The 24,790-nt window shown below is 39.8% G+C and carries 17 protein-coding genes; 6 read left to right on the top strand and 11 right to left on the bottom strand.

Features of this window, described 5'->3' with window-relative positions:
• Positions 1-128 precede the first annotated feature (128 nt).
• From rbsB to HMPREF9096_RS08385, 6 genes are all read right to left on the bottom strand, one after another.
• Positions 129-1,007 carry a ribose ABC transporter substrate-binding protein RbsB gene (gene rbsB, locus HMPREF9096_RS08360; protein ID WP_032803206.1) on the bottom strand — a complete coding sequence of 293 codons (879 nt, stop codon included), beginning with the start codon at positions 1,005-1,007 and terminating at the stop codon, positions 129-131.
• Between the two features lie 19 nt (positions 1,008-1,026).
• A complete protein-coding gene (rbsC, locus tag HMPREF9096_RS08365; protein WP_032803205.1) occupies positions 1,027-1,995 on the bottom strand; it encodes a ribose ABC transporter permease in 969 nt (322 codons plus the stop codon).
• A 15-nt stretch (positions 1,996-2,010) separates the two neighbouring features.
• A complete protein-coding gene (rbsA, locus tag HMPREF9096_RS08370; RefSeq protein ID WP_009499625.1) occupies positions 2,011-3,492 on the bottom strand; it encodes a ribose ABC transporter ATP-binding protein RbsA in 1,482 nt (493 codons plus the stop codon).
• Positions 3,493-3,505: 13 nt separating this feature from the next.
• A complete protein-coding gene (gene rbsD / locus HMPREF9096_RS08375) occupies positions 3,506-3,925 on the bottom strand; it encodes a D-ribose pyranase (RefSeq protein WP_009499624.1) in 420 nt (139 codons plus the stop codon).
• A gap of 181 nt (positions 3,926-4,106) precedes the next feature.
• Positions 4,107-5,681, bottom strand: a complete 1,575-nt coding sequence (gene rmuC, locus HMPREF9096_RS08380; RefSeq protein WP_009499623.1) for a DNA recombination protein RmuC — start codon at positions 5,679-5,681, stop codon at positions 4,107-4,109.
• An 83-nt stretch (positions 5,682-5,764) separates the two neighbouring features.
• Positions 5,765-6,892 (bottom strand): cytochrome-c peroxidase, encoded by a 1,128-nt coding sequence (locus HMPREF9096_RS08385; RefSeq protein WP_009499622.1) that lies wholly within the window; start codon positions 6,890-6,892, stop codon positions 5,765-5,767.
• A gap of 389 nt (positions 6,893-7,281) precedes the next feature.
• Between HMPREF9096_RS08385 and HMPREF9096_RS08390 the strand changes: the two genes are divergently transcribed.
• Entirely contained in the window at positions 7,282-9,522 is a 2,241-nt protein-coding gene (locus tag HMPREF9096_RS08390; RefSeq protein ID WP_009499621.1) for a nitric-oxide reductase large subunit, read from the top strand.
• 278 nt (positions 9,523-9,800) lie between these two features.
• Here HMPREF9096_RS08390 and HMPREF9096_RS09070 read toward each other — a convergent pair whose 3' ends face one another.
• Both HMPREF9096_RS09070 and HMPREF9096_RS08395 read right to left on the bottom strand, forming a co-directional pair.
• Positions 9,801-9,896, bottom strand: coding sequence for a methionine/alanine import family NSS transporter small subunit (locus HMPREF9096_RS09070; protein WP_005629210.1), 96 nt, complete (start codon positions 9,894-9,896; stop codon positions 9,801-9,803).
• Position 9,897: 1 nt separating this feature from the next.
• Entirely contained in the window at positions 9,898-11,424 is a 1,527-nt protein-coding gene (locus HMPREF9096_RS08395; protein ID WP_009499620.1) for a sodium-dependent transporter, read from the bottom strand.
• A 246-nt stretch (positions 11,425-11,670) separates the two neighbouring features.
• Here HMPREF9096_RS08395 and ilvG point away from each other — a divergent pair, with 246 nt between their 5' ends.
• The 4 genes from ilvG to ilvA all read left to right on the top strand — a co-directional run bounded on the left by ilvG (position 11,671) and on the right by ilvA (position 17,276).
• Positions 11,671-13,329 carry an acetolactate synthase 2 catalytic subunit gene (gene ilvG / locus HMPREF9096_RS08400; protein WP_009499618.1) on the top strand — a complete coding sequence of 553 codons (1,659 nt, stop codon included), beginning with the start codon at positions 11,671-11,673 and terminating at the stop codon, positions 13,327-13,329.
• A complete protein-coding gene (ilvM, locus tag HMPREF9096_RS08405; protein WP_009499617.1) occupies positions 13,329-13,547 on the top strand; it encodes an acetolactate synthase 2 small subunit in 219 nt (72 codons plus the stop codon). Before ilvG ends, ilvM begins: the two co-directional genes overlap by 1 nt.
• 268 nt (positions 13,548-13,815) lie before the next feature.
• Positions 13,816-15,654, top strand: a complete 1,839-nt coding sequence (ilvD, locus tag HMPREF9096_RS08410; protein ID WP_009499616.1) for a dihydroxy-acid dehydratase — start codon at positions 13,816-13,818, stop codon at positions 15,652-15,654.
• Between the two features lie 80 nt (positions 15,655-15,734).
• Complete coding sequence (gene ilvA / locus HMPREF9096_RS08415; RefSeq protein ID WP_009499615.1) at positions 15,735-17,276, top strand: threonine ammonia-lyase, biosynthetic; 1,542 nt, start codon at positions 15,735-15,737, stop codon at positions 17,274-17,276.
• Positions 17,277-17,314: 38 nt separating this feature from the next.
• Here ilvA and dnaE read toward each other — a convergent pair whose 3' ends face one another.
• A complete protein-coding gene (gene dnaE / locus HMPREF9096_RS08420) occupies positions 17,315-20,794 on the bottom strand; it encodes a DNA polymerase III subunit alpha (RefSeq protein WP_032803204.1) in 3,480 nt (1,159 codons plus the stop codon).
• A gap of 235 nt (positions 20,795-21,029) precedes the next feature.
• Here dnaE and HMPREF9096_RS08425 point away from each other — a divergent pair, with 235 nt between their 5' ends.
• Positions 21,030-22,682 carry a phospho-sugar mutase gene (locus tag HMPREF9096_RS08425; RefSeq protein ID WP_032803203.1) on the top strand — a complete coding sequence of 551 codons (1,653 nt, stop codon included), beginning with the start codon at positions 21,030-21,032 and terminating at the stop codon, positions 22,680-22,682.
• 125 nt (positions 22,683-22,807) lie between these two features.
• On the opposite strand, the gene purT is transcribed toward HMPREF9096_RS08425, so the two are convergent.
• Both purT and luxS read right to left on the bottom strand, forming a co-directional pair.
• Positions 22,808-23,989, bottom strand: a complete 1,182-nt coding sequence (purT, locus tag HMPREF9096_RS08430; RefSeq protein ID WP_009499612.1) for a formate-dependent phosphoribosylglycinamide formyltransferase — start codon at positions 23,987-23,989, stop codon at positions 22,808-22,810.
• Between the two features lie 8 nt (positions 23,990-23,997).
• A complete protein-coding gene (luxS, locus tag HMPREF9096_RS08435; protein WP_009499584.1) occupies positions 23,998-24,501 on the bottom strand; it encodes an S-ribosylhomocysteine lyase in 504 nt (167 codons plus the stop codon).
• Positions 24,502-24,790 lie beyond the last annotated feature (289 nt).

The following is a 24,790-nucleotide window of genomic DNA, read 5'->3' as shown; positions in this document are numbered from 1 at the left end:
CTCCTTGAACAATTAAAATTTGTCTTTATAAATTGAAAGAGATATGGATCTGAAGAAACTGGAACCCCCCCTGCCATTAATGCAGTCTGTCGCATATAAGCAAGGGGGAGATAAAAGTTATGCAATAACTATTCACTAATTACTTTTAAATCTACTGGGATTTTTGATTCCACTTTTTCGCCTTTTAAGATTTTATCAGCTGTAACAACCCCCAATGAACCAATAAGATCAGGTTGTTGTGCAATAGTTGCAGCCATTTTTCCACCTTTCACCGCTTTAACACCATCATCTGTACCATCAAATCCCACAACAAGGACTTTTTTGTTAGATGCTTTAATTGCCCGTAATGCACCTAATGCCATCTCATCATTTTGAGCAAAAATAGCCTGCACATCTCCTTTTGAGGCAAGCAAATTTTCCGTTACATTCAAACCTTTTGTACGATCAAAGTCCGCAGGCTGGCTAGCTAATACATTAAACTTATGTGCAGTGATGGCTTGTTTAAAACCTTCACCTCGTTCACGCGCTGCAGATGTACCAGCAATACCTTCAAGTTGGATAACCTTAGCTCCATCACCTAATTTTTGTGCAATGAAATCCCCAGCCATTTTTCCGCCTGCTATATTGTCAGATGCGATATGGCTTACTACTTTTCCTTTAGCTGCACCACGGTCTAGTGTAATAACTGGAATATGATTACGGTTTGCAATCGCCACTGCATTGCCAACAGCTTCAGAATCAGTTGGATTGATCAATAGTACTTTTGCACCACGCACTGTTAAATCTTCAACATTAGCAAGTTCTTTAGCTGGGTCATTTTGTGAATCAAGTACGACTAATTTATAGCCTAATTCATCAGCTTTTTTCTGTGCGCCATCTTTCAATGTGACAAAAAATGGGTTATCTAATGTAGACACGGCTAAAGCGATCGTGTCTTGCGCAGATGCTGAACCAGTAACAGCCAAACCTAATAATACAGCAGAAGTAAGAGCGGTTAGTTTTTTCATAATTTCTCCTTGAAGTGAATTACAGTTTTTTTGTACCAAGATAGTTATCGGCTAAAACGGCAACCAAAATAACCAACGCTTTTGCTATCATCTGATAGTAAGATGAAATATCTAATAAATTTAATGCATTATTTAAAAAACCAATAATTAATGCGCCAATGAGGGTTCCCATTACACGACCCTTACCACCCATCAAACTCGTTCCCCCAACAACAACAGCAGCAATAGCATCCAATTCATAAGACACACCAGCAGTCGGTTGTGCTGAGGATAAACGCGAAGTAACAATTAAACCTGCTAATGCAGAAAGAAAACCACTGACAGCAAAAACAAATACTTTGATTTTATTGACGTTAATACCAGAAAGTTGGGTCGCTGCCTCATTTCCACCTAAAGCATAAATATAGCGACCGATTGGTGTGTGTTTCAAAATATACCAAGCCACTGCAAACACGGCGCTCATAATCCAAATTGGTACTGGAATACCTAAGAAATATCCAGTGCCAATACCAGCAAATATATCCGCATTATCAGAGAAACCTGTCGTAATAGGACGACCATCTGTATAAACCATTGTTATACCACGCAGTAAGGTCATGGTAACCAAGGTAGCAATAAAAGCCTGAACTTTTCCTTTTGCAACAATTACACCACTTACACCACCAAGAAGTGTTCCAATCAATAAAACAACAGGAACGACTAAAAAAATAGGCAATTCAATACTTACCATTGAGGCTGCAATAGCACCAGTCAATGCCAATACAGATCCAACAGAAAGATCTATTCCCGCAATTAAGATAACAAAGGTCATCCCAACTGCAATAATCGCATTAACTGAAGTTTGACGTAAAATATTCAGAATATTATCTACGCTAAAAAAATCAGGATTAATCACTGATACAATTGCGATAAGAATAATCAACGCAATAAAAGAACGCTGTTCAATCAAAAATCTTCCTATTTGAAAATTAGATGTTTCATTTTTCATCATACTTACCTACTCTTATTTACCAATAGCTGCTGCTAATAACTTTTCTTGTGTTGCCTCTTCACGAGAAAATTCTGCACTAACTTTACCTTCACGCATGACCAACACTCGATCACTCATACCAAGCACCTCTGGCATATCCGATGAAATCATCAAAATACTCAAACCATCCTTCTTAAACTCATTGATAAGTTGGTAAATTTCTTTCTTAGCACCAACATCTACACCACGAGTAGGTTCATCTAAAATCAACACATTTGGGCGAGTCATTAACCCACGAGCAATTGCCACTTTTTGTTGATTTCCACCAGACAGTAAACCTACCTGTTGATCACGACTAGGGGTCTTAATATTAAACATCAAAATAAAATCATCGACTGCCATTTTTTCTGCTTGATGACGAATATTGCCTCTGTTAGAAAAATGATCGAGAGATGTTAGCGACATATTTTCTTTTACCGACATTCCTAAAATTAAACCATCACCTTTACGATCTTCGGATATATACACAATGCCATTATCTAAACCATCTTGAGGAGTGTGATTCTCAATATCCTGATTTTTTAACCGCACTTTACCGCTTGTTTTTGATAATGCGCCGTAAAGTAACTTTCCAAGCTCAGTTCTTCCTGCGCCCATTAAACCAGAAACGCCCACAATCTCGCCAGCATGAAGCGTAAATGAAACATCATCAATGCCACTACCACTCAGATGCTCCACACTCAACACACATTCACCTTTTTTTCGTGCCAAATGTGGATATTGTTCATCCAAGCGACGACCTACCATCATTTCAATTAAATCGTCTTCAACAATATCAGCTACTACACGCTCACCAATGAATTGCCCATCTCTCAGAACCGTTACATCATCGCAAATCTGAAAAATTTCTTTTAAACGATGGGAAATATAAACAATGCCACGATTTTCAGCTTTAAGTTCACGAATAACATTAAATAAAGACTCTGTTTCAGTATCGGTTAATGCATCCGTTGGTTCATCCATAATGATTACTTGAGATTCAAAACTTAGTGCTTTTGCAATCTCAACCATCTGCTGTTCACCAATAGAAAGTTCTGAGCATAATTTTTTACTACTATGGGTTACACCTAAACGAGCTAACAGTTTATCTGCCTCGGTATACATTTTTTGCCAATTAATTGCCCCCCACGAGGTTTTAAATTCACGACCAAGGAAAATGTTTTCAGCAATAGTGAGATTGCCGACCAAATTCAGCTCTTGGTGAATAATACTAATACCCGCCTCTTGTGATTCTTTTGGGCCTTTAAAGGTCACTTCCTTACTGAGATACTCAATGGTGCCAGCATCTTTAGAATAAATACCAGTAAGCACCTTCATCAAAGTCGATTTACCTGCACCATTTTCCCCCATCAATGCCATAACTCGACCAGAATAAACTGATAAACAGGCATTACTTAAAGCCTTCACGCCAGGGAAAGATTTATCAATGCCAGAAATTTTAAGTAAGGTTTCCATAATTTCACCTAAATCAAAATGGCACACCAGAATATAAAATTATATTGGCATAAGGAGAACACTCACCACTTCGAACAATCGCTTTGCTTTGGTGTGTATATTTTTTAAAAGTTTCATGTGATACAAACTCTATCTGAACCTTATTACCTTGATTAGTCTCAATTTGACTAAGTTTAGATAAAAGTGCGGTAAAAATTTCAGGATTTTTTTCTTTAATTTCTTCAGCAATCACTACTCGCTCGACATACATCTCAGTGATCACAGTATCTAAAGTTTGTAAAAAACTTGGCACTCCCGCAGTTAATGCCAGATCTATACGTTCCACACTTAATGGAATAGGAAGCCCCGCATCACAAATCGTCAAACTTTCTGTGTGACCAAGAGAAGCGATACAACGAGAAAGTTGAGCATTTAATAACATTGTTTTTTTCATATATTTCCTCTTTCCACCCTTATCGAAACGTTTCGATAAGATAAATATAAAGAACAAAAACAGAAAAACAACTGAGAAATTTCAAATTTGAGATATTAATCACAAAATTTTTTTTAGATAAAATAAAAAATTCTCCGACCAAATTCACATTCAATCGGAGAATAAATTATTTGAAATTATCTTAGTTCAACGTATCCAACTTAGCCAAATCCAGCTGGTTATTCAATAACTCCACATCTGGCATCGTTTTATTCGCTTTTGCGGAAAGGGTTTTAAATCGTTCTACTTTACCAACTAAACCTTGTTGGCCAACAAGTGCGGTTACTGTACTGTTGTATTGATTGCTGACGGTGGAAAGCGTATTGCCGAGCTTACTTAAACGTTCTGCGACTAAGCAAATTTGGTTATAAATTTCACCTGCTTTTTCAGCGATTTCTTTTGCCTCGGCATTACCGCGTTCGATGCGCCAAAGGTTTGCTACGGTTCGTAAAATCGGCATTAAGGTGGTGTGAGAAACCATAATTACGTTACGTTCATAACCGTAATTAAATAAAGCGGGATCAGATTTTAAAGCCTCAATATACGCAGGTTCTACCGCAATAAACATAAGAACAAAATTCGGGCTACGCATGCCAATAAGATTGCTGTAATCTTTTTTATGCAGATCATTAATATGACTTTTCAATGCGGATATATGTTCTTTTAGTAAACGCTCACGTTCAAAATCATCGTCAGAATTTACCGCACTTTCATAAGCCACCAACGACATTTTGCTGTCGATAATTAAGTGTTTTTCATCAGGTAAATTCAACACAAAATCAGGGTAATTGCGCCCACCTTGTTCATCTTTAAAATGTGCTTGGGCACGGTAATGCACATTTTCTTCAAGCCCTGCCAGTTGCAACGCTCGTTCTAATTGCACTTCGCCCCAGTTGCCTAACGTTTTCTTTTCGCCTTTCAACGCAGCAGTTAAATTACTCGCCTCTTGCGACATATTCAGACCGATTTCTAATACTTTTTTAATTTCCGCTTCCAAGCCTGCATTGCCTTTCACGGATTCAGAGTGAATTTCATTGACCCGTTTTTGGAAACCTTCAATTTGCTCACGGAAAGGCTTTAGCAACGTTTCCAAGGCAGTTTGATTTGATTGACTAAATGATCGACTTTTTTCATCTAAAATCCGATTGGCTAGATTTTGAAATTCCACGCCTAACTGCTGCTTAGATTGTTCAAAGTTCTGTTGTTGCGCTGAAAAATGTTTTTCTTTTTCTGCTAACGTTGTTTTTAATCCTGTTAACTCTTGAGAAAGTGCGGTCAATTTTTCGGTTAAATGTTGTTGTTCCTGTTCTTTACGAGATAACTGGCTTTGGCTATGTTGCAACTGGGCATTCAAACTTTCAGCTTGCGCAGAAGCAATCCCGAATCGCTCTTTTAATGCAGTAATTTGCTCCGCGATGGCGGAATGGCGAGATTGCTCTTCATCCAGTTCTTGAGTGAGATAATGAATTTTTTCATCACGCTCATTGAGTCGAACTAACAAGCCTTGGCTTTCTGTTTGAGCTTTGATGGTTTGCTGCTCTAGCTGATTTTTAATGCTGCTAAGTTCATCAAATTTACTGGCAAGCTGATTGTAATCTTGAGTCGTTTTCGATAATTCTTGATGAAGATGTGTATATTTTTGCTGGCGTAGAATAAGCAATAAAATCAATAGAACAACGATTACTAACAAGCTAAAAAACCACAAATTCTCTGACATATATCCCCCTTAAAATGATGCTATAAATTGTAACATAGAAATGTGACTTAAATTTTAGCTTTAAGTGCGGTGAAATTATCTTACTAACCGCCCTTATCATAGGCTGCATCAGTCAACGTTTTCAAAAACGCTTCCAACGCATCGATTTCTGCATCAGTAAGCGGTTTACCTTTAAGATCGCTATGACTTATCGTTGGAGTATATTCAGCAGCCGACCAAGGTTTTCCCGTTTCGGGATTTATCGTACGCTCAGGGTTGTTATGGCTATCCAAAAATAATAATACAGTGCGCAGCTCTTTAAATACGCCATTATGCATATAAGGTGCGGTCACGGCGACATTACGCAATGTCGGCACTTTAAATTTACCTTTTTGAGCGATATCACCTTTCACCATTGGATTATCTAACAATCCATTATCCACCCAATCTTCACCTAATTTATTGTGAGCAATCAGTGTCTCATTTTTCGGTACGCCGAGATTGAAATAACGATAATTTGTAAAAGTTTCTTCACGATGATCTTTTTCATTCAGCTGATGACAATTACTACAAGTTGTTTTTTCTTTATCAAAAAATAACGCCTTGCCTAATGCTTCTTGGTCAGTAAATTTATCTTGCCCTGCCAAAGTGCGGTCATATTTAGAACTGAATTGAGCAAACAAATCTAATTGCTGAAATGCAGCAAGTGCCTGTTCCATAATGGCGTAAATTTTCTCATCATCTTGCCAAATTTCTGCGCCCCAATGCTTGGTAATGTAATCTTTCACTGCCTGATTTTCGGCAATACGTTTTACTACACTGGCTTTGTCTTTCATGCCCATTTCAACAGGATTGAGTGGAGGTCCACCCGCCTGCTCAGCTAAATGTTTTGCTCGACCATCCCAGAATTGACCGCCAACATAATCCTTAATTTTGTCATCGAAATGAAAATCAGGGGAATATTTTGCATAAATGGCCGTTGGTGTATTGCGATTACCAAACTTTGTCGGATCATCGCCTTGCGAAACCATTTTACCTATATCATTTTCGCGCAAATCCGCAAAAGCGGCTGCAGGCATATGGCAAGTAGAACAACTCTGTGTTTTATTGTAAGAAAGTGATTTATCAAAAAAGAAAGCCTGACCCAATCCAAGCAATGCGGGATTTATAGGTTCTTCTTGAGCAAAACAAAAAATAGGTAAGACAAATAATGACAAGAAATATTTTTTCATTCTAACTCCATGGGTATAAACAATAACTGCACTTAGTCAAAGTAAATCCAATATTATAAATTTAGACTGTACATCAATTAACTTAAACATTGATATCTTACACCAAACTCAAATTTTTAAACCTTTTCTTACATACTTAAATTAACTACTACTTCTAGTAGAGAGGCAATACTTTTGGGAATTGAAAAACTGTTAAAACATTTTTTAACTGCGCTTTTTTGATGACCTCAATTAAAAATAACCTACTATTTTAGTCAATTACTTTGTTATAGGTATTATTTTAGCACCACAATACCCGATATAATTAGTCGGGTATTTTGCTTTATGTAAAATATTTACCTATGATTTTAAATAGGAAGTTAATTTTTCAATAACCTAGGAGTGATAAAATGGGACAGTATAAAAAGTTCTGGTACCTATTAGTCGCCGTATTAATTGGAGCATTCTCCATTCTCGGTTACTATGGGTTTGAAGTTTATCGTGAAGCACCACCAATTCCGCAACAATATGTTTCAGAATCAGGTGAAAAAGTGATTACTCACGATGAAATTTTACATGGTCAAACCGCTTGGCAAACCACTGGTGGTATGCAAGTGGGTTCTGTTTGGGGTCATGGTGCATACCAAGCTCCTGACTGGACTGCAGATTGGCTACATCGTGAATTAACCAACTGGTTAGATATCACTGCAAATAAAGAATTTGGTAAAAACTTTGCAGATCTTAATGAAGAACAACAAGCTTTATTAAAAGCACGTTTAACTAAAGAATACCGTAGCAGCAAAGTTGAAAATGACACCGTTGTGCTTTCAAATACCCGTTTAGCGGCAATGGAAAAAACTGCACAATACTACATTTCTTTATACGGCGATGATCCTGCCACTAAAGTCACTCGTGAACACTTTGCTATGAAGGATAATACCCTTCCTGACTTACAAGCGCGTAAAGACTTAACAAAATTCTTCTTCTGGACAGCATGGACTGCTTCAGCTGAACGTCCAAATACAAATGCAAGCTATACCAATAACTGGCCACATGAACCATTAATCAATAATGTGCCAACACCAGAAAACGTGATTTGGTCAATTGCGAGTGTGGTATTCCTCATTGCAGGTATTGGTTTTGTGGTATGGATTTGGTCATTCAAAAAACGTGAAGATGAAAAAGAACCACCAACACCTGAGTTCGATCCACTTACAAAGTTACAACTTACCCCCTCTCAACGCGCATTAGGCAAATATCTCTTTACCGTGCTTGCATTATTCTTACTGCAAGTAAACTTAGGTGCGATTGTTGCTCACTATACCGTTGAAGGTCAAGAATTCTATGGCATTGATATTTCGCAATATTTTCCTTATTCATTAATACGTACTTGGCATATTCAATCAGCCTTATTCTGGATTGCGATGGCCTTCCTTGCTGGTGGTTTATTCCTTGCACCAATCATTAATGGTGGTAAAGATCCAAAATTCCAGAAATTAGGCGTAGATATTCTATACTGGGCATTAGTAGTATTAGTAATAGGTTCATTCACTGGTAGCTACTTAGCGATTGCTCATATTCTTCCTGAAGAATGGAGCTTTATGTTCGGTCACCAAGGTTACGAATTCATTGACTTAGGCCGTTTCTGGCAAGCAGTTAAATTCGCGGGTATCTTATTCTGGTTAGTCTTAATGCTTCGTGGTACAGTGAACGCATTCAAACAACCTGGAGACAAAAACTTATTAGCGTTATTCTTCGCTTCCGTCATTGCAATCGGCTTATTCTATGGCCCAGCATTATTCTACGGTGAGCACACTCACATTTCTGTGATGGAATACTGGCGCTGGTGGGTAGTTCACCTATGGGTAGAAGGCTTCTTCGAAGTATTCTCTGTAGCAGCACTCTCATTCATCTTCGTAAGTTTAGGTTTAGTTTCTCGTCGTACTGCGACTGTGGCAACCATTACTGAAGCGGCATTGTTCTTAATCGGCGGTATTCCTGGTACGTTCCACCACCTATACTTCGCAGGTGCAACTACACCAATTATCGCAGTAGGTGCGTCATTCTCTGCACTTGAAGTGGTTCCATTAGTGTTATTAGGTCATGAAGCTTGGGAACACTGGGCAATGCAACAAAAAACACCTTGGATGAACCGTTTAAAATGGCCTCTTTACTGCTTCGTCGCCGTTGCATTCTGGAATATGTTAGGTGCAGGTGTATTTGGTTTCTTAATCAACCCACCAATTTCACTCTACTATGTTCAAGGCTTGAACACGACTGCTGTTCACGCTCACGCGGCATTATTCGGTGTGTATGGCTTCTTAGCATTAGGTTTCGTCTTCTTAATCGCGCGTTATTTACGTCCGGATACACCATTTAACGATAAGTTAATGAAATGGGGCTTCTGGTTATTAAACGGTGGTTTAGTGCTAATGATCGTATCAAGCTTATTACCTATCGGTGTTATCCAAGGATATGCAAGTATCTCTGAAGGCTTATGGTATGCACGTAGTGAAGAATTTATGCAACAACCATTATTCGATACCTTACGTTGGATTCGTTTAGGTGGTGATGTAGTATTCATCTTCGGTGCACTAGCCTTCTTCTGGCAAATCTTTACGATGATTTTCTTCAGACCTAAACATACTTAGTTAGGTTATCCCCCAAAGCGACTTATGTGAAAGTAGGTCGCTTTTTTATTCTTATATACCATATCTTATATATAAGCTTACAACGCTTTTTATATAAAATTAGCATTAATATTAGATAAACATTAAAAATATTAAAGGCTGAAGTAGATTAGCAATTATGTTAATCTGCTTCAGCCCTTAAATAATATCGAATAATGCTTGTTAATAATCTACACCTTAATCAATTGGTTATTTAGTCCAAATTTTGGGGACAGATCAAAGTGCGGTCAAATTTATGATTATTCTTCTTTTGGTAATCGAATCAGAGCGTAAACCAATCCACCCCATACCAAAGCGAGAGACACGATCATCATAATAATTGCACCAGTACTCATTTTATTCTCCTTTAGTTTCGTCAATGGTTAACTTGGTTTCGCTTTTCCATTTTAAGCGAGAAAGGAAGAATGCCACGACAAGTAAACTAATAGACATCCCCCAACCAAAGGTGTTAACGAACCAGTTTGGATAACCTTCGTAACCTTCAGAAAAGACTTTTGCCCCTTCGCTGAAAAGCATGAATGCTAAAACACCACTCGTTAATACAATGCATAAACGCCAGAAGAAACCAACTTTGAAAGATGAAGTTTCGTTTAAGTGATTACCCAATAAACCGAGTTTTTCATTTGCCACAATCGCAATTAAAGAAGCAAATGCTACGGCAACAATACCAAAATAGTTCACGAATTTATCGAATACATCTAACATTGGTAAGCCAGTTGTCGTACCGAATAAGATGACAGAAACTAACATCATTGGTACACCCACGATGAACGTTACTTTCACACGGCGAATACGAATCTTATCTTGAATTGCAGAAATAATTACCTCAATTACTGAGATGAATGAAGTTAATGCTGCAAAAGTTAATGATCCAAAGAACAATACACCTAGCACTTCACCAAATGGTGCTTTGTTGATGATGGTTGGGAACGCAAAAAATGCTAAACCAATTCCGCCTTTTGCCACCTCACTGACTTCTTGACCTTGTGCTGTTGCAATAAAGCCTAATGCTGCAAATACGCCAATACCCGCTAACACTTCAAAGCTACTGTTAGCAAAACCTACAACCAAGCCGCTGCCAGTCAAATCGGATTCTTTTTTAAGATAAGAGGCGTAAGTCACCATAATCCCAAAGCCGATAGAAAGAGAGAAGAATATTTGCCCATAAGCCGCAATCCATACACTTGGATTGGAAAGTTTCGACCAATCTGGCGTGAATAATGCATCCAAACCTTTTGCTGCGCCTGGTAAGAATAAGGAATAAATCACAAGCGCCATAAACATTACAACGAGCACTGGCATTAATACAGAAGATGCTTTAGCAATCCCTTTTTGAACGCCCATAGACAGCACGCCTAACGCAACAATCCACATCGCAATTAATGGGCCAGTTACCATACCAACAAATTCAAAACTCACACCGTTTTTAATGTCGCCCATTTTTAAGAATTCACCGATGAAGAAATCGATTGGTTTATCGCCCCATGCACCAGTGAAAGAAAAATATGTGTAGCTTGCCGCCCAGCCTAATACCACGGCGTAATATAATCCGATTATGACATTCACCATCATTTGCCACCAACCAAACACTTCAAAGTGCGGGCTAACACGGCGATAAGAAAGTGGTGCGCCACCACGATTGCGGTGACCAATTGCATAATCTAAAAATAAAAGAGGAATCCCTGCGGTTAACAACGCGATAAGGTAAGGGATGATAAATGCTCCACCACCATTTTCATAAGTGGTATAAGGGAAACGCCAAATATTACCAAGACCGACGGCCGAACCAATCGCGGCCATAATAAATGCACGACGACCAGAAAAAGTCTCACGCTTTTGCGCTTTTTGGGCTGAGTGCGCCATAAATTATCCTATGTAAAAAAATGAAAAGAGTTTCAATATAATGAAATCTAATCATCAGTCAATAAATAAGCCAAAAGAACGGTAAAAATTCACGAAATTTTTAATAAAAAGAACATAAACATTCAAAAAAAGCCAATTTTCACCGCACTTTTTTCGTTTTTTTTCGCTCCAGACCCTACCAATGACTCGAAATTTCGCTACAATGCTGAACTTATCCCAAAATAAAAACAACAGGAAACAAACACAATGACAGGTGCACAACTCATCATGGAGTGCCTGAAAGCACACCACGTCACGACTCTTTTCGGCTATCCAGGCGGCGCAATCATGCCAACCTACGATGCCCTTTATGACGCAGGCTTAGATCACTTACTTTGTCGTAATGAACAAGGGGCTGCCATCGCAGCGATTGGTTATGCTCGCTCCACAGGAAAAGTGGGCGTCTGTATTGCAACATCAGGCCCTGGCGCAACCAATTTAGTCACAGGATTAGGCGATGCCATGATGGACTCCATTCCAGTTGTAGCCATTACCGGTCAAGTTTCCTCTCCATTAATCGGCACGGATGCGTTCCAAGAAGCGGATGTTCTTGGCCTTTCCCTTGCTTGCACTAAACACAGCTTTATCGTACAAAGTGTGGATGAATTAGCCGATGTTTTTGCGGAAGCCTTTGAAATTGCCCAAAGCGGACGTCCAGGCCCTGTTCTTATTGATGTGCCTCGCGATATTCAAATTGGTGAAGTTCCTGAGAATGTAAAAGCCTACGTTAAAACACCAGAAAAACCAACCGCACTTTCAGTAGATAAACTCACTGAAGCAAAAGAATTATTAAAAAATGCTAAAAAACCAGTACTTTATGTGGGCGGCGGTGTTGGTATGGCGAAGGCTGCTCCTGCCTTATGCGAATTTTTAACCCAGACTCAAATGCCATCTGTCTCAACTCTAAAAGGTTTAGGTGCAATTGATCCAAACGATGATGTGTATATGGGAATGATTGGTATGCATGGCACAAAAGCTGCTAATTTTGCCGTGCAAGAAAGTGATTTATTACTTGTATGCGGTGCTCGTTTTGACGATCGTGTAACAGGTAAACTCGATACTTTTGCGCCTCATGCTAAAGTGATTCATTGTGATATTGATGCGGCAGAAATCCATAAATTACGCCGTGCAGATGTTGCACTACAAGGGGATTTAATCCAATCACTTAATGCACTCAAACAAGAGCTTGATATTGAACCTTGGCGTGAACAAATCAGAAATTTCAAAGCAAAATTAGATTTCACTTATGTTGAAAATCAAGGCAATCGCCCGATTGATCCTTGGGCATTACTCAACACCCTATCTAATCGCAAACCAAATAATGCGGTAATTTGTACCGATGTGGGGCAGCATCAAATGTGGTCAGCGCAACACATGAAACATTTTGCGCCAGAGAACTACATTACTTCGGCAGGTTTCGGCACAATGGGCTTTGGCTTACCCGCTGCTGTGGGAGCCAAAAAAGCACGCCCACAAGATGAAGTCATTTTAGTTACGGGTGATGGTTCGTTAATGATGAATATCCAAGAATTGGGTTCAATCAAACGTGGCAATTTACCGGTAAAAATTTTGCTACTGGATAACCAACGCTTAGGTATGGTTCGCCAATGGCAGGATTTATTCTGGAATAAACGTCGCAGTGAAACGATTTTAGACGACAACCCAGATTTTGTGATGCTTGCTAATGCGTTCGGTATTCCAGCAGAACGTATTGAGTCAGCCGATGATGTGGATGCAGCACTCAACCGATTATTAAACAGCAAAACAGCCTATTTATTACAAGTATGTATTCCACCTGATGAATGTGTATGGCCACTTGTGCCACCGGGTGCATGTAACGCGGATATGGTAGAGGAGATGAACTAATGAATGAATATAAACTGGAACTCGTCGCTCGCCATCGTCCAGAAGTATTGGAACGCATTTTACGCGTAGCACGCCATCGCGGGTTTACCGTTACAACAATGGAAATGGCACTAATTGAAAGCCAAGTGCGGCTAAAAATTACCGTAAAATCTGACCGCACTTTAGATCTGTTAGTGAATCAGTTGGCGAAATTGCCAGATGTTTTAATGGTTAATTAAGAATATTTTATCAAATAATTTCTTCGACTTTTCTTCTGTCAAATCTCCCCTTCCCCTCTTTGCTAAAGAGGGGGATTGAATTGAGATAAATTTAAGTATTAGTGTTGAACTTTAACAACACTAGAATGTGAATGAAACAATGGTTATCCACTTACTAAAGAAATTCTCCCTCTTTAGCAAAGAGGGGAAGGGGAGATTTGGCAGTCTCAATTAACGAAGAAATTAATCACACAAACGAACCCTAAAATTTTACTCGGAGAGATTATTTATGCCAAAACTACGTTCAGCGACCAGCACACAAGGTCGTAATATGGCAGGTGCACGTGCCTTATGGCGTGCAACAGGGATGAAAGAAAATGACTTTGGTAAGCCGATTATTGCGGTGGTGAACTCTTTCACCCAATTTGTGCCAGGACATGTGCATTTAAAAGATATGGGACAGCTTGTTGCCGCAGAAATTGAAAAAGCGGGCGGCGTAGCAAAAGAATTTAACACCATTGCGGTGGATGATGGTATCGCGATGGGACACGGTGGAATGCTTTATTCTTTGCCAAGCCGTGATTTAATTGCAGACAGCGTGGAATATATGGTCAATGCACACTGTGCTGATGCGATGGTGTGTATTTCCAACTGTGACAAAATCACCCCAGGAATGTTGATGGCGGCAATGCGCTTAAACATTCCGACAATTTTTGTTTCAGGCGGCCCAATGGAAGCGGGCAAAACAAAACTTTCTGATCAATTAATCCGCTTAGATTTAGTTGATGCGATGATTGAGGCAGCCGATCCAAATGTGTCAGATGAACGTATTGATGCCATTGAACGTAGCGCTTGCCCAACTTGTGGTTCTTGTTCTGGCATGTTTACCGCTAACTCAATGAACTGCTTAACTGAAGCCTTAGGTTTATCTTTACCAGGCAATGGTTCTATGTTGGCGACCCATGCTGACCGAAAAGAATTATTCTTAAAAGCAGGTCGCCAAATCGTTGAGCTTTGCAAACGCTATTACAAACAAGATGATACAAGCGTATTACCTCGTTCAATCGGTACTTTTGATGCCTTTGAAAATGCAATGAGCCTCGATATCGCAATGGGTGGTTCAAGCAATACAGTTTTACACTTGTTAGCGGCAGCACAAGAAGCAGGCGTAGATTTTAAAATGGAAGATATTGACCGTTTATCGCGCAAAGTACCTTGTTTAAGCAAAATTGCGCCAAACACCAATAAATACCATATGGAAGATGTACACCGTGCAGGCGGTATTATGGGATTGTTAGGTGAATTAGATCGCGCTGGATTAATTCATAAAAATACACACACCGTGCTTGGAATGAGCATGGGAGAACAACTAGACCAATACGATATTATTCGCAATCAAGATGAAGAATTACATAAATTCTTCCGTGCAGGCCCTGCAGGTATCCGCACAACTCAAGCATTCTCACAAGATTGCCGCTGGGATACCGTCGATAATGATCGTGTAAACGGTTGTATTCGCAATAAAGAAAATGCGATCTCACAAGAAGGTGGCTTGGCCGTATTATTCGGTAATCTCGCTGAAGATGGATGTATCGTTAAAACCGCGGGCGTAGATGAATCTATTTGGAAATTCACCGGCACTGCAATCGTATTTGAAAGCCAAGAAGATGCGGTTGCGGGTATTTTGGGTGGCAAAGTCAAAGAAGGTCATGTTGTTGTTATCCGTTACGAAGGCCCTAAAGGCGGACCTGGTATGCAAGAAATGTTATACCCAACTAGTTACTTAAAATCGATGGGCTTAGGTAAAAAATGTGCTTTATTAACAGATGGTCGCTTCTCTGGCGGTACATCAGGTTTGTCTATTGGACATGCTTCACCTGAAGCTGCTTCTGGCGGTGCAATCGGCTTAGTACGCGATGGCGATATTATCAACATTGACATTCCAAACCGTGCAATTAACTTAGAAATCAGTAATGAAGAACTCGCAGCACGCAGAGCAGAACAAGATCAAAAAGGTTGGCAGCCTGCTAACCGTGAACGTGAAGTCTCTTTCGCATTGAAAGTATTCGGTCACTTTGCAACCTCAGCGGACAAAGGTGCGGTACGCGATAAAACATTATTAAAATAATTTAACGGTTCCCCCTCCTTCATAAGAGGGGGATAAAACAAAGGAAAAACTAACCGCACTTCATCATCAAAACAAACACTATGAAAAACCTACTCACCAATCCTCAACCTTCTCAATCAGATTATATCAATGCCATTGTTAAACTTGGTTCACGCGTATATGAAGCAGCGCAAGTGACCCCTTTACAAAAAATGGGAAAACTTTCTGAACGACTGCACAATAATATCTGGATTAAACGTGAAGACCGTCAGCCAGTAAACAGTTTTAAACTACGCGGCGCTTACGCCATGATTTCTAGCCTTTCAGCAGAACAAAAAGCAGCGGGCGTAATAGCGGCATCTGCAGGTAACCATGCGCAAGGCGTGGCATTATCAGCGAAACAATTAGGCTTAAAAGCATTGATCGTCATGCCACAAAACACGCCAAGCATTAAAGTGGATGCAGTGCGTGGTTTTGGTGGTGAGGTGTTGTTGCATGGTGCTAATTTCGATGAAGCCAAAGCAAAAGCGATTGAGCTTTCAAAAGAAAAAAACATGACATTTATTCCACCATTCGATCATCCATTAGTGATCGCAGGACAAGGCACGTTAGCGATGGAAATGCTACAACAAGTGGCAGATTTGGATTATGTGTTTGTACAAGTCGGCGGGGGTGGCTTAGCTGCAGGTGTAGCAATTTTGCTTAAGCAATTTATGCCGGAAATTAAAATCATTGGTGTAGAATCAAAGGATTCTGCATGCTTAAAAGCTGCTCTCGATAAAGGCGAACCAACAGATTTAAATCATGTTGGATTATTTGCAGATGGCGTTGCCGTAAAACGCATTGGTGACGAAACATTCCGTCTATGTCAGCAATATCTTGATGATATGGTATTGGTCGATAGTGACGAAGTGTGTGCAGCAATGAAAGATTTGTTTGAGAACGTTCGTGCTGTTGCAGAACCATCGGGTGCGTTAGGTTTAGCCGGTTTGAAAAAATATGCAAAACAAAACCATATTGAAGACAAAAATATGGCGGCAATTTTGTCTGGCGCAAACTTGAATTTCCACACGTTACGTTATGTATCTGAACGTTGTGAAATTGGTGAAAACCGAGAAGCTTTATTAGCTGTGACCATGCCTGAACAACCTGGTAGTTTCTTAAAATTTGCTTATGTATTAGGTAACAGAGCAGTAACCGAATTCAGTTACCGTTATGCAGATGATAAACGTGCTTGCGTGTTTGTCGGGGTAAGAACGACAAATGAGCAAGAAAAAGCAGATATTATTGCAGACCTCACTAAAAATGGTTTTGATGTTGAGGATATGTCTGATGATGATATTGCGAAAACGCATGTTCGCTATTTAATGGGTGGTCGGGTAGCCAATGATAATGAACGCTTATATACGTTCGAATTCCCAGAGCAAAAAGGTGCGTTATTGAAATTCTTGGAAACATTACAAAATCGTTGGAATATTTCATTATTCCACTATCGTGCCCACGGCGCGGACTATGGAAATATCCTTGCAGGTTTCCAAATTGAAGAATCCGAACAAGCAGAATTTGAACAGGCACTTGCTCAACTCAATTATGTTTTTGAAGATGTAACAGAGAGCAAATCTTATCGTTATTTCTTACGTTAATCTTATAAAAAAGGCGTGATATTTTTCACGCCTTTGTATTATTCAAACTCTAATTCCACCAGACTTTCGCCAAGTAAATTCACTAATTCCGTCAGAATTTCATCTGTTGGAATAATCGACCATTGCACGCCCAAACGTAACAACGCACGACCTCTCGGACTTTGGTAATACACGTTAATCGGCAACGTTCCACCACTCACCGGCTCAAGTAATGCTTTAAGTTGTTTAATGAAACTTGGTGTAATTTGATGCTCAGAAAGGCTGATAGCTAAGGATTTAACATAACGAGAACGAGCCTCATCTAAGGTCATTAACTCGCGCACCGTCATTTTTAAGCCACCAGAGAAATCATCAAAGCTCACTTGCCCTGAAGCCACAATCACAGTATCTTTTTGTAATTTCTCACCAAATTGTTCTAGACTTTCACCAAATAATGTTAAATCTAAGCGACCTGAACGGTCGTCCAATGTTGCAATACCTAGCCGATTGCCTTTTTTCGTCATCGCAATTCTCGATGCCACCACTAGCCCTGCCACAGTGCTAATTTGTCCACGGCGATTTGGTGCAAGATCTTTTAAGCGAGTTGAAGTGTAATGAGAAAGTTCTTTCAAATAACGGCTAACAGGATGGCTACTTAAATAAAGCCCCAAGGTTTCTCGTTCACCATCAAGGATTTGTTTTTCGGTATAAGGTGGTGTATTGGCATAGGCATTTTCCACTTCTTCATGGGTTTCAGTCAGTACACCGAACATATCCGTTTGCCCCATTGCTTCATCTTTCGCATGCTGATCGGAAGCTCTAAGCGCATCTTCTAAATTCTTAGAAAGTGCGGCGCGATGTGGCCCTAATTTATCAAAGGCACCTGACATAATTAGGCTTTCAAAGGTACGACGGTTAATTTTTTTCAAATCTACACGAGCGCATAAATCGAATAAATCTTTGAAAATCCCCCCTTCATTTCTAGCCGTCACAAGTGCTTCAATCGGGCCTTCCCCCACACCCTTAATCGCGCCAATACCATATACAATTTCGCCTTGTTCATTGACGCTAAAATGGTGTTTGCCGATATTAATATCTGGTGGCGTTACTTTTAAGCCCATACGCAAACATTCATCGTACAAACCTACGATTTTATCCGTATTATCCATTTCAGATGTCATCACTGCAGCCATAAATTCTGCAGGGAAATGAGTTTTGAGCCAAAGGGTTTGATAAGATACCAAGGCATAAGCAGCGGAGTGAGATTTATTAAAACCATAGCCAGCAAATTTTTCCACCAAGTCGAAAATCTTCATGGATAACTCACCATCAACACCGTTTTTCTCAGCACCTTCTTTAAATACAGAACGCTGTTTTGCCATTTCTTCTGGTTTCTTTTTACCCATCGCCCGACGCAATAAGTCAGCTCCACCCAGCGTATAACCAGCCAACACCTGCGCAATTTGCATCACTTGTTCTTGATACAAAATAATACCGTAAGTCGGCTCAAGAATAGGTTTCAAGCTTTCATGTTGATATTCTGCATCTGGGTAAGATACTTCTTCTCGCCCGTGTTTACGGTCGATAAAGTTATCCACCATGCCTGATTGCAACGGACCAGGACGGAACAATGCCACCAACGCGATGATATCTTCAAAACAGTCTGGCTGCAGGCGCTTAATCAAATCCTTCATTCCTCGCGATTCCAACTGGAACACAGCGGTGGTTTCAGAACGTTTAAGTAATTCAAAAGATTCAGGATCATCAAGTGGAATGGCAGCAATATCTACTCTAGGCTTGCCTTCACGCACCATACGAGCATTAATCATATCCAATGCCCATTTAATGATAGTAAGAGTACGCAAGCCTAGGAAGTCAAATTTCACAAGCCCCGCATATTCCACATCATTTTTATCAAAGTGAGTAACCGGATGTAAGCCTTCATTATCACAATAGAGCGGTGCAAAATCAGTAATTAAGGTTGGCGAAATGACCACGCCTCCAGCATGTTTACCCGCATTACGTGTCACGCCTTCCAGCTTGCGCGCCATATCAATCAACGCTTGCACTTCTTCATCGCTGTCGTAGGCGATCTGTAATTGTGGCTCAGCTTCAAATGCTTTCGCAAGCGTCATACCAGGATCTGGCGGAATCAATTTAGAAATACGATCAACGAAACCATACGGATGCCCCAATACGCGCCCTACATCACGAATCACCGCTTTTGCCGCCATGGTTCCAAAGGTGATAATTTGTGATACCGCGCCACGACCGTAGGTTTCAGCAACGTGCTCAATTACTCGGTCTCGACCATCCATACAGAAATCCACGTCGAAATCGGGCATAGACACACGTTCTGGATTTAAGAAACGTTCAAAAAGCAAATCGAATTCTAGCGGGTCTAAATCAGTGATTTTTAATGCGTAAGCCACTAATGAACCCGCACCAGAACCACGACCCGGCCCAACAGGAATATCGTTATCTTTCGACCATTGAATAAACTCCATTACGATCAAGAAATAACCCGGGAATCCCATTTGGTTAATTACATCCAGCTCAACTTGCAAGCGTTCATCATATTTTGGTCTTTTTTCTAACCGCACTTTTTCATCAGGAAATAAAAAAGCTAAACGTTCTTCCAAACCTTCTTTAGCTTTTTGCACCAAGAAATCTTCTGTACTTAAATCTCCCGTTGGGAATTGAGGCAAGAAATATTGACCAAGGCGCAAAGTCACACTACAACGTTGCGCGATTAATAAAGTATTTTCGAGAGCGGAAGGAATATCAGCGAATAACTTACACATTTCGTCTTCGCTGCGGAAATATTGCTGTGGGGTATAACGTTTTGGACGTTTAGGATCATCTAATGTATAGCCATCACGAATCGCAACACGAATTTCATGGGCTTCAAAATCATCGGATTTCAAGAACATCACATCGTTCGTCGCCACTAAAGGCAATCCATGACTTTTAGCTAATTTTAATGCGGCTTGGATATAACGTTCTTCATCAGGTCTGCCAGTGCGCGTAAGTGCAAGATAAAAATGATCAGCAAAAAATTCTTGGTAAAAAGCGACCGCACTTTCAATTTCTGCAGCGTTTTCTTTCAACAATTTTTTACCTACATCGCCTTGTGTCCCTCCTGATAAAATAATCACCCCTTCTCGGTGTTCAATTAACCAATTTTGATCGATATAAGGATTGTCATCGTAACCGCGCTGATAGGCTTTTGAGAGCAATAATGTGATGTTTTTATAGCCTTCGTTGTTCTTTGCCAAAAGCGTCAAATCAAACATTTCATTACCGCATAGTGCATTTTTCACTTTAACATCGGCACCAATAATGGGCTTCATACCCGAAGAAAGCATTTCGCCATAAAAACGCACCACACCACAAAAATTAGTAAAATCCGTTAATCCCATTGCGACCATTTCATTGGCAGCACAAGCTTTCACGAGAGGTTTCACTTTGACGATACTGTCAATCATCGAAAAATCTGTGTGCGTGCGAAGATGGACGAAACGAGGCTGGGATGACATTGAAAATCCTTAAAGTGCGGTTAAATTTTGCCGTAAATATTGAGGCGGTATTATAGCGAATTTTTCAAATAAATGCCTATGCAACAAATGGCTTTTCTAATCCGCTCAGATAACCGATTGCGTGAATAAAAAATGTTAAGTAGATCAAAATTTTGATAATTATCCGTTCCCATTTTGGGTGATTTCGGCTAGTCTAACGGCGATTTATTTATTTCAAGAGAATAAGGATGATCCTATGACAACTCTTTTTCATGTAGCGCAAAATTGGTTAAACCAAGATCCTGACGCAGAAACTCGTGCAGAATTAACCGCACTTTTAGATGCGGCAAAAGGCGGAGATAAAGCGGCAGAAGCAGAATTACATGCGCGTTTTGATGGTCGTTTACAATTTGGTACGGCAGGTTTACGTGGCCGTTTACAAGCTGGCTCAATGGGGATGAACCGAGTGTTAGTTTCTCAAGCTGCTGGTGGTTTAGCGGAATATTTAAAAGGTTATGATAAAGAACCATCAATCGTAATTGGTTACGATGGCCGTAAAAACTCCGATGTTTTTGCCCGTGATACGGCTGAAATTATGGCGGGTGCAGGCGTAAAAGCTTATTTATTACCACGCAAATTACCGACTCCAGTTTTAGCTTATGCTATCCAATATTTTGATACCACTGCAGGTGTAATGGTGACAGCAAGCCATAACCCACCGGAAGATAACGGCTATAAAGTGTATTTAGGTAAAGAAAATGGCGGCGGTCAAATCGTTTCACCGGCAGATAAAGACATCGCAGCATTAATTGATAAAGTTGCAGCAGGCAATATCCAAGATTTACCACGTAGCGATAATTATGTGGTGTTAAATGATGAAGTTGTAGATGCGTACATTGCAAAAACTGCATCATTAGCTAAAGAGCCAGCTTGCGACATTAACTATGTTTATACCGCTATGCACGGTGTTGGCTATGAAGTTTTAAGTAAAACTCTGGCAAAAGCAGGCTTACCACAACCTCACGTAGTGGCAGATCAAGTTTGGCCAGATGGCACATTCCCAACGGTGAATTTCCCAAATCCAGAAGAAAAAGGCGCATTAGATTTAGCAATTAAAGTGGCAAAAGAAAAGAATGCTGAATTCATCATTGCTAATGACCCAGATGCAGACCGTTTAGCTGTTGCAGTGCCTGATGCGCAAGGTAACTGGAAATCACTACACGGCAACGTAGTAGGCTGTTTCTTAGGTTGGTACTTAGCAAAACAATATCAAGGTAAACAAGGCACATTGGCTTGCTCGCTTGTTTCTTCTCCTGCGCTCGCTGAAATTGCGAAAAAATATGGTTTCCAATCAGAAGAAACCTTAACCGGTTTCAAATATATCGGTAAAGTATCAGGCTTATTGTTTGGTTTTGAAGAAGCATTGGGCTATTTAGTAGACCCAGACAAAGTTCGCGATAAAGACGGTATTTCTGCAGCAATCGTGTTCTTAGATCTTGTGCGTAACTTGAAAAAACAAGGCAAAACTTTAGCGGATTATGCTGATGAATTTACCAAAGAATTTGGTGCTTATGTGAGTGGACAAATCTCTATTCGAGTAAGTGATCTTTCAGAAATCGGAAAATTAATGACCGCACTTCGTAACAATCCACCAGCAGAAATCGCTGGCGTGAAAGTGGCACAATTTATCGACCATACTAAAACAGATCGTCAAAGCGATATCCTTGTATTTAACTTGGAAAATGGCGGACGCTTAATTGCTCGTCCTTCAGGTACTGAGCCAAAAATTAAATTCTACTTGGATGCGCGCGGTAAAGATCCAAAAGATGCAGATCGTGTATTAGCAGAATTTGATGAAGGTGTTCGTCACATTCTTCGCCAAGATGCTTATGGCAAACAAGCTTGCTAATTAATCGCTTCTAAAAATAAAACGCACTTTGTAGAAAGTGCGTTTTTTATGAGCCTAATATCTCTAAAAAATCGACTGTTAGTCATTTAATAAAATGCGATAAATTTTTACCGCACTTTCGATTTTTATAAACTAATTTCTAGCTGTTCATAAGCTTGTTTTACTTTTTCCAAGGCTTTTTCAACGGATACATCACGCGCAAGTAAAACGCCTAAGCGTCGATGACCATTCACTTCACCTTTACCAAATAATCGGATATTAGTATGAGGTTGCGCCAGTGCTTTTTCGATTCCACCAAATTGCACATTTTGTGATTTGCCTTCCACAACAATAGCTTTAGACGCCGATGGGCTAATCAACGTAATATCGGGGATTGGTAAACCTAAGATTGCACGAGCATGTAAAGCGAATTCGGAAAGCTCTTGAGAAATCAGCGTTACCATTCCAGTATCATGAGGACGAGGTGATACTTCATTGAAAATCACCTCATCACCACACACAAACATCTCCACACCAAAAATACCGAATCCACCCAATGCACTGGTAATCTTTTCAGCAATCGATTGCGCTTTTGATAATGCAATATCCGACATAGCTTGAGGCTGCCAAGATTCCCGATAATCACCATCTTCTTGACGATGACCTATTGGCGCAAGGAAACTTGTACCATTGATATGGCGAACTGTCAGTAACGTGATTTCATAATCAAATTTGACAAAACCTTCAACAATCACTCGACCTGCACCCGCACGCCCACCTTCTTGCGCATAATCCCAAGCTTTTTTAATGTCATCTTTAGACTTTAAAATGCTTTGCCCATGTCCAGAAGAAGACATAATCGGTTTCACCACACAAGGAATACCAATTTTTTCAACCGCACTTTGAAAGTCTGAAAAATTATCCACAAATTGGTAAGGTGAAGTTGGTAGCCCTAACTCTTCTGAAGCTAGACGACGAATCCCTTCACGATTCATCGTAAGTTGAGTTGCTTTTGCAGTCGGCACAACATTAAAGCCGGCTTGCTCTAATTCAACCAAAGTGGCAGTCGAAATAGCTTCAACTTCGGGAACAATGTAGTCAGGATTTTCTTTCTCCACAAGCGTTTTCAATGCATTACCATCTAACATGGAAATGGTGTATGCACGATGTGCCACTTGTTGTGCTGGGGCATTTTCATAGCGATCGACTGCAATAACTTCAACGCCTAAACGTTGCAATTCAATCACTACTTCTTTACCCAGTTCACCAGAACCCAACATCATTACTTTGGTTGCATTAGGGGTTAATGCTGTGCCAAGTGTTGTCATGATTTCTCCTATTTTAATAACGAATCATCAAGTGCCAAATCTTCATTTTTATTCACGCCCACACCGCGTGCGATAACATTTTTTGCAATTTCGTGTGCTTCTTCCAAAGAATGTTCGGTATAAGTACCGCATTGATAAATATTTAATTCAGGGATAGTTGTTTGATCTTGCACACCTAAAATATCCTGCATTGAAGCTAGCCAAGCTTGTGCTACTTGCTGTTCATTTGGCGTACCAATCAAGGACATATAGAATCCCGTGCGACATCCCATCGGAGAAATATCAATAATTTCAACGCTATCGCTATTTAAATGATCACGCATGAAACCCGCAAACAAATGTTCAAGCGTATGAATACCTTTTGGAGGAAGAATTTCTTTATTTGGAATACAGAAACGTAAATCAAAAATGGTAATGTCATCACCTTTTGGCGTGCGCATCGTTTTTGCAACACGTACTGCTGGTGCATTCATTTTGGTATGATCCACTTTAAAACTATCAAGTAATGGCATAAAGTTTTCCTTATAAATCAGTAAATTAAAAATAAATTTGAATAAATGTTCATTTTTTGCAAATTCTAATGAACTTTATGGCAAAGCTCATTGTCTTATGTAACAAGCAGCTTGCAGTTGTTTTAATAAAATTGGTTCCTTAGGTTATTGCCCCACATTTATTGTGGGGTTTCTTTTATACAAAAATTTTTATTTTGAAAGTTTTCAAAAAAATTTGAACTTTCTTATAAAGTGCTAGTCTCATGGAACAAGCAACTTGCAGTTGTTTTAATAAAATTGGTTCCTTAGG

It is taken from the genome of Haemophilus sp. oral taxon 851 str. F0397, from assembly GCF_000242295.1.
GTDB lineage: Bacteria > Pseudomonadota > Gammaproteobacteria > Enterobacterales > Pasteurellaceae > Haemophilus.
The sequence above is the reverse complement of the archived record's forward strand: the minus strand, read 5'-3'. Positions and strand labels throughout refer to the sequence as shown.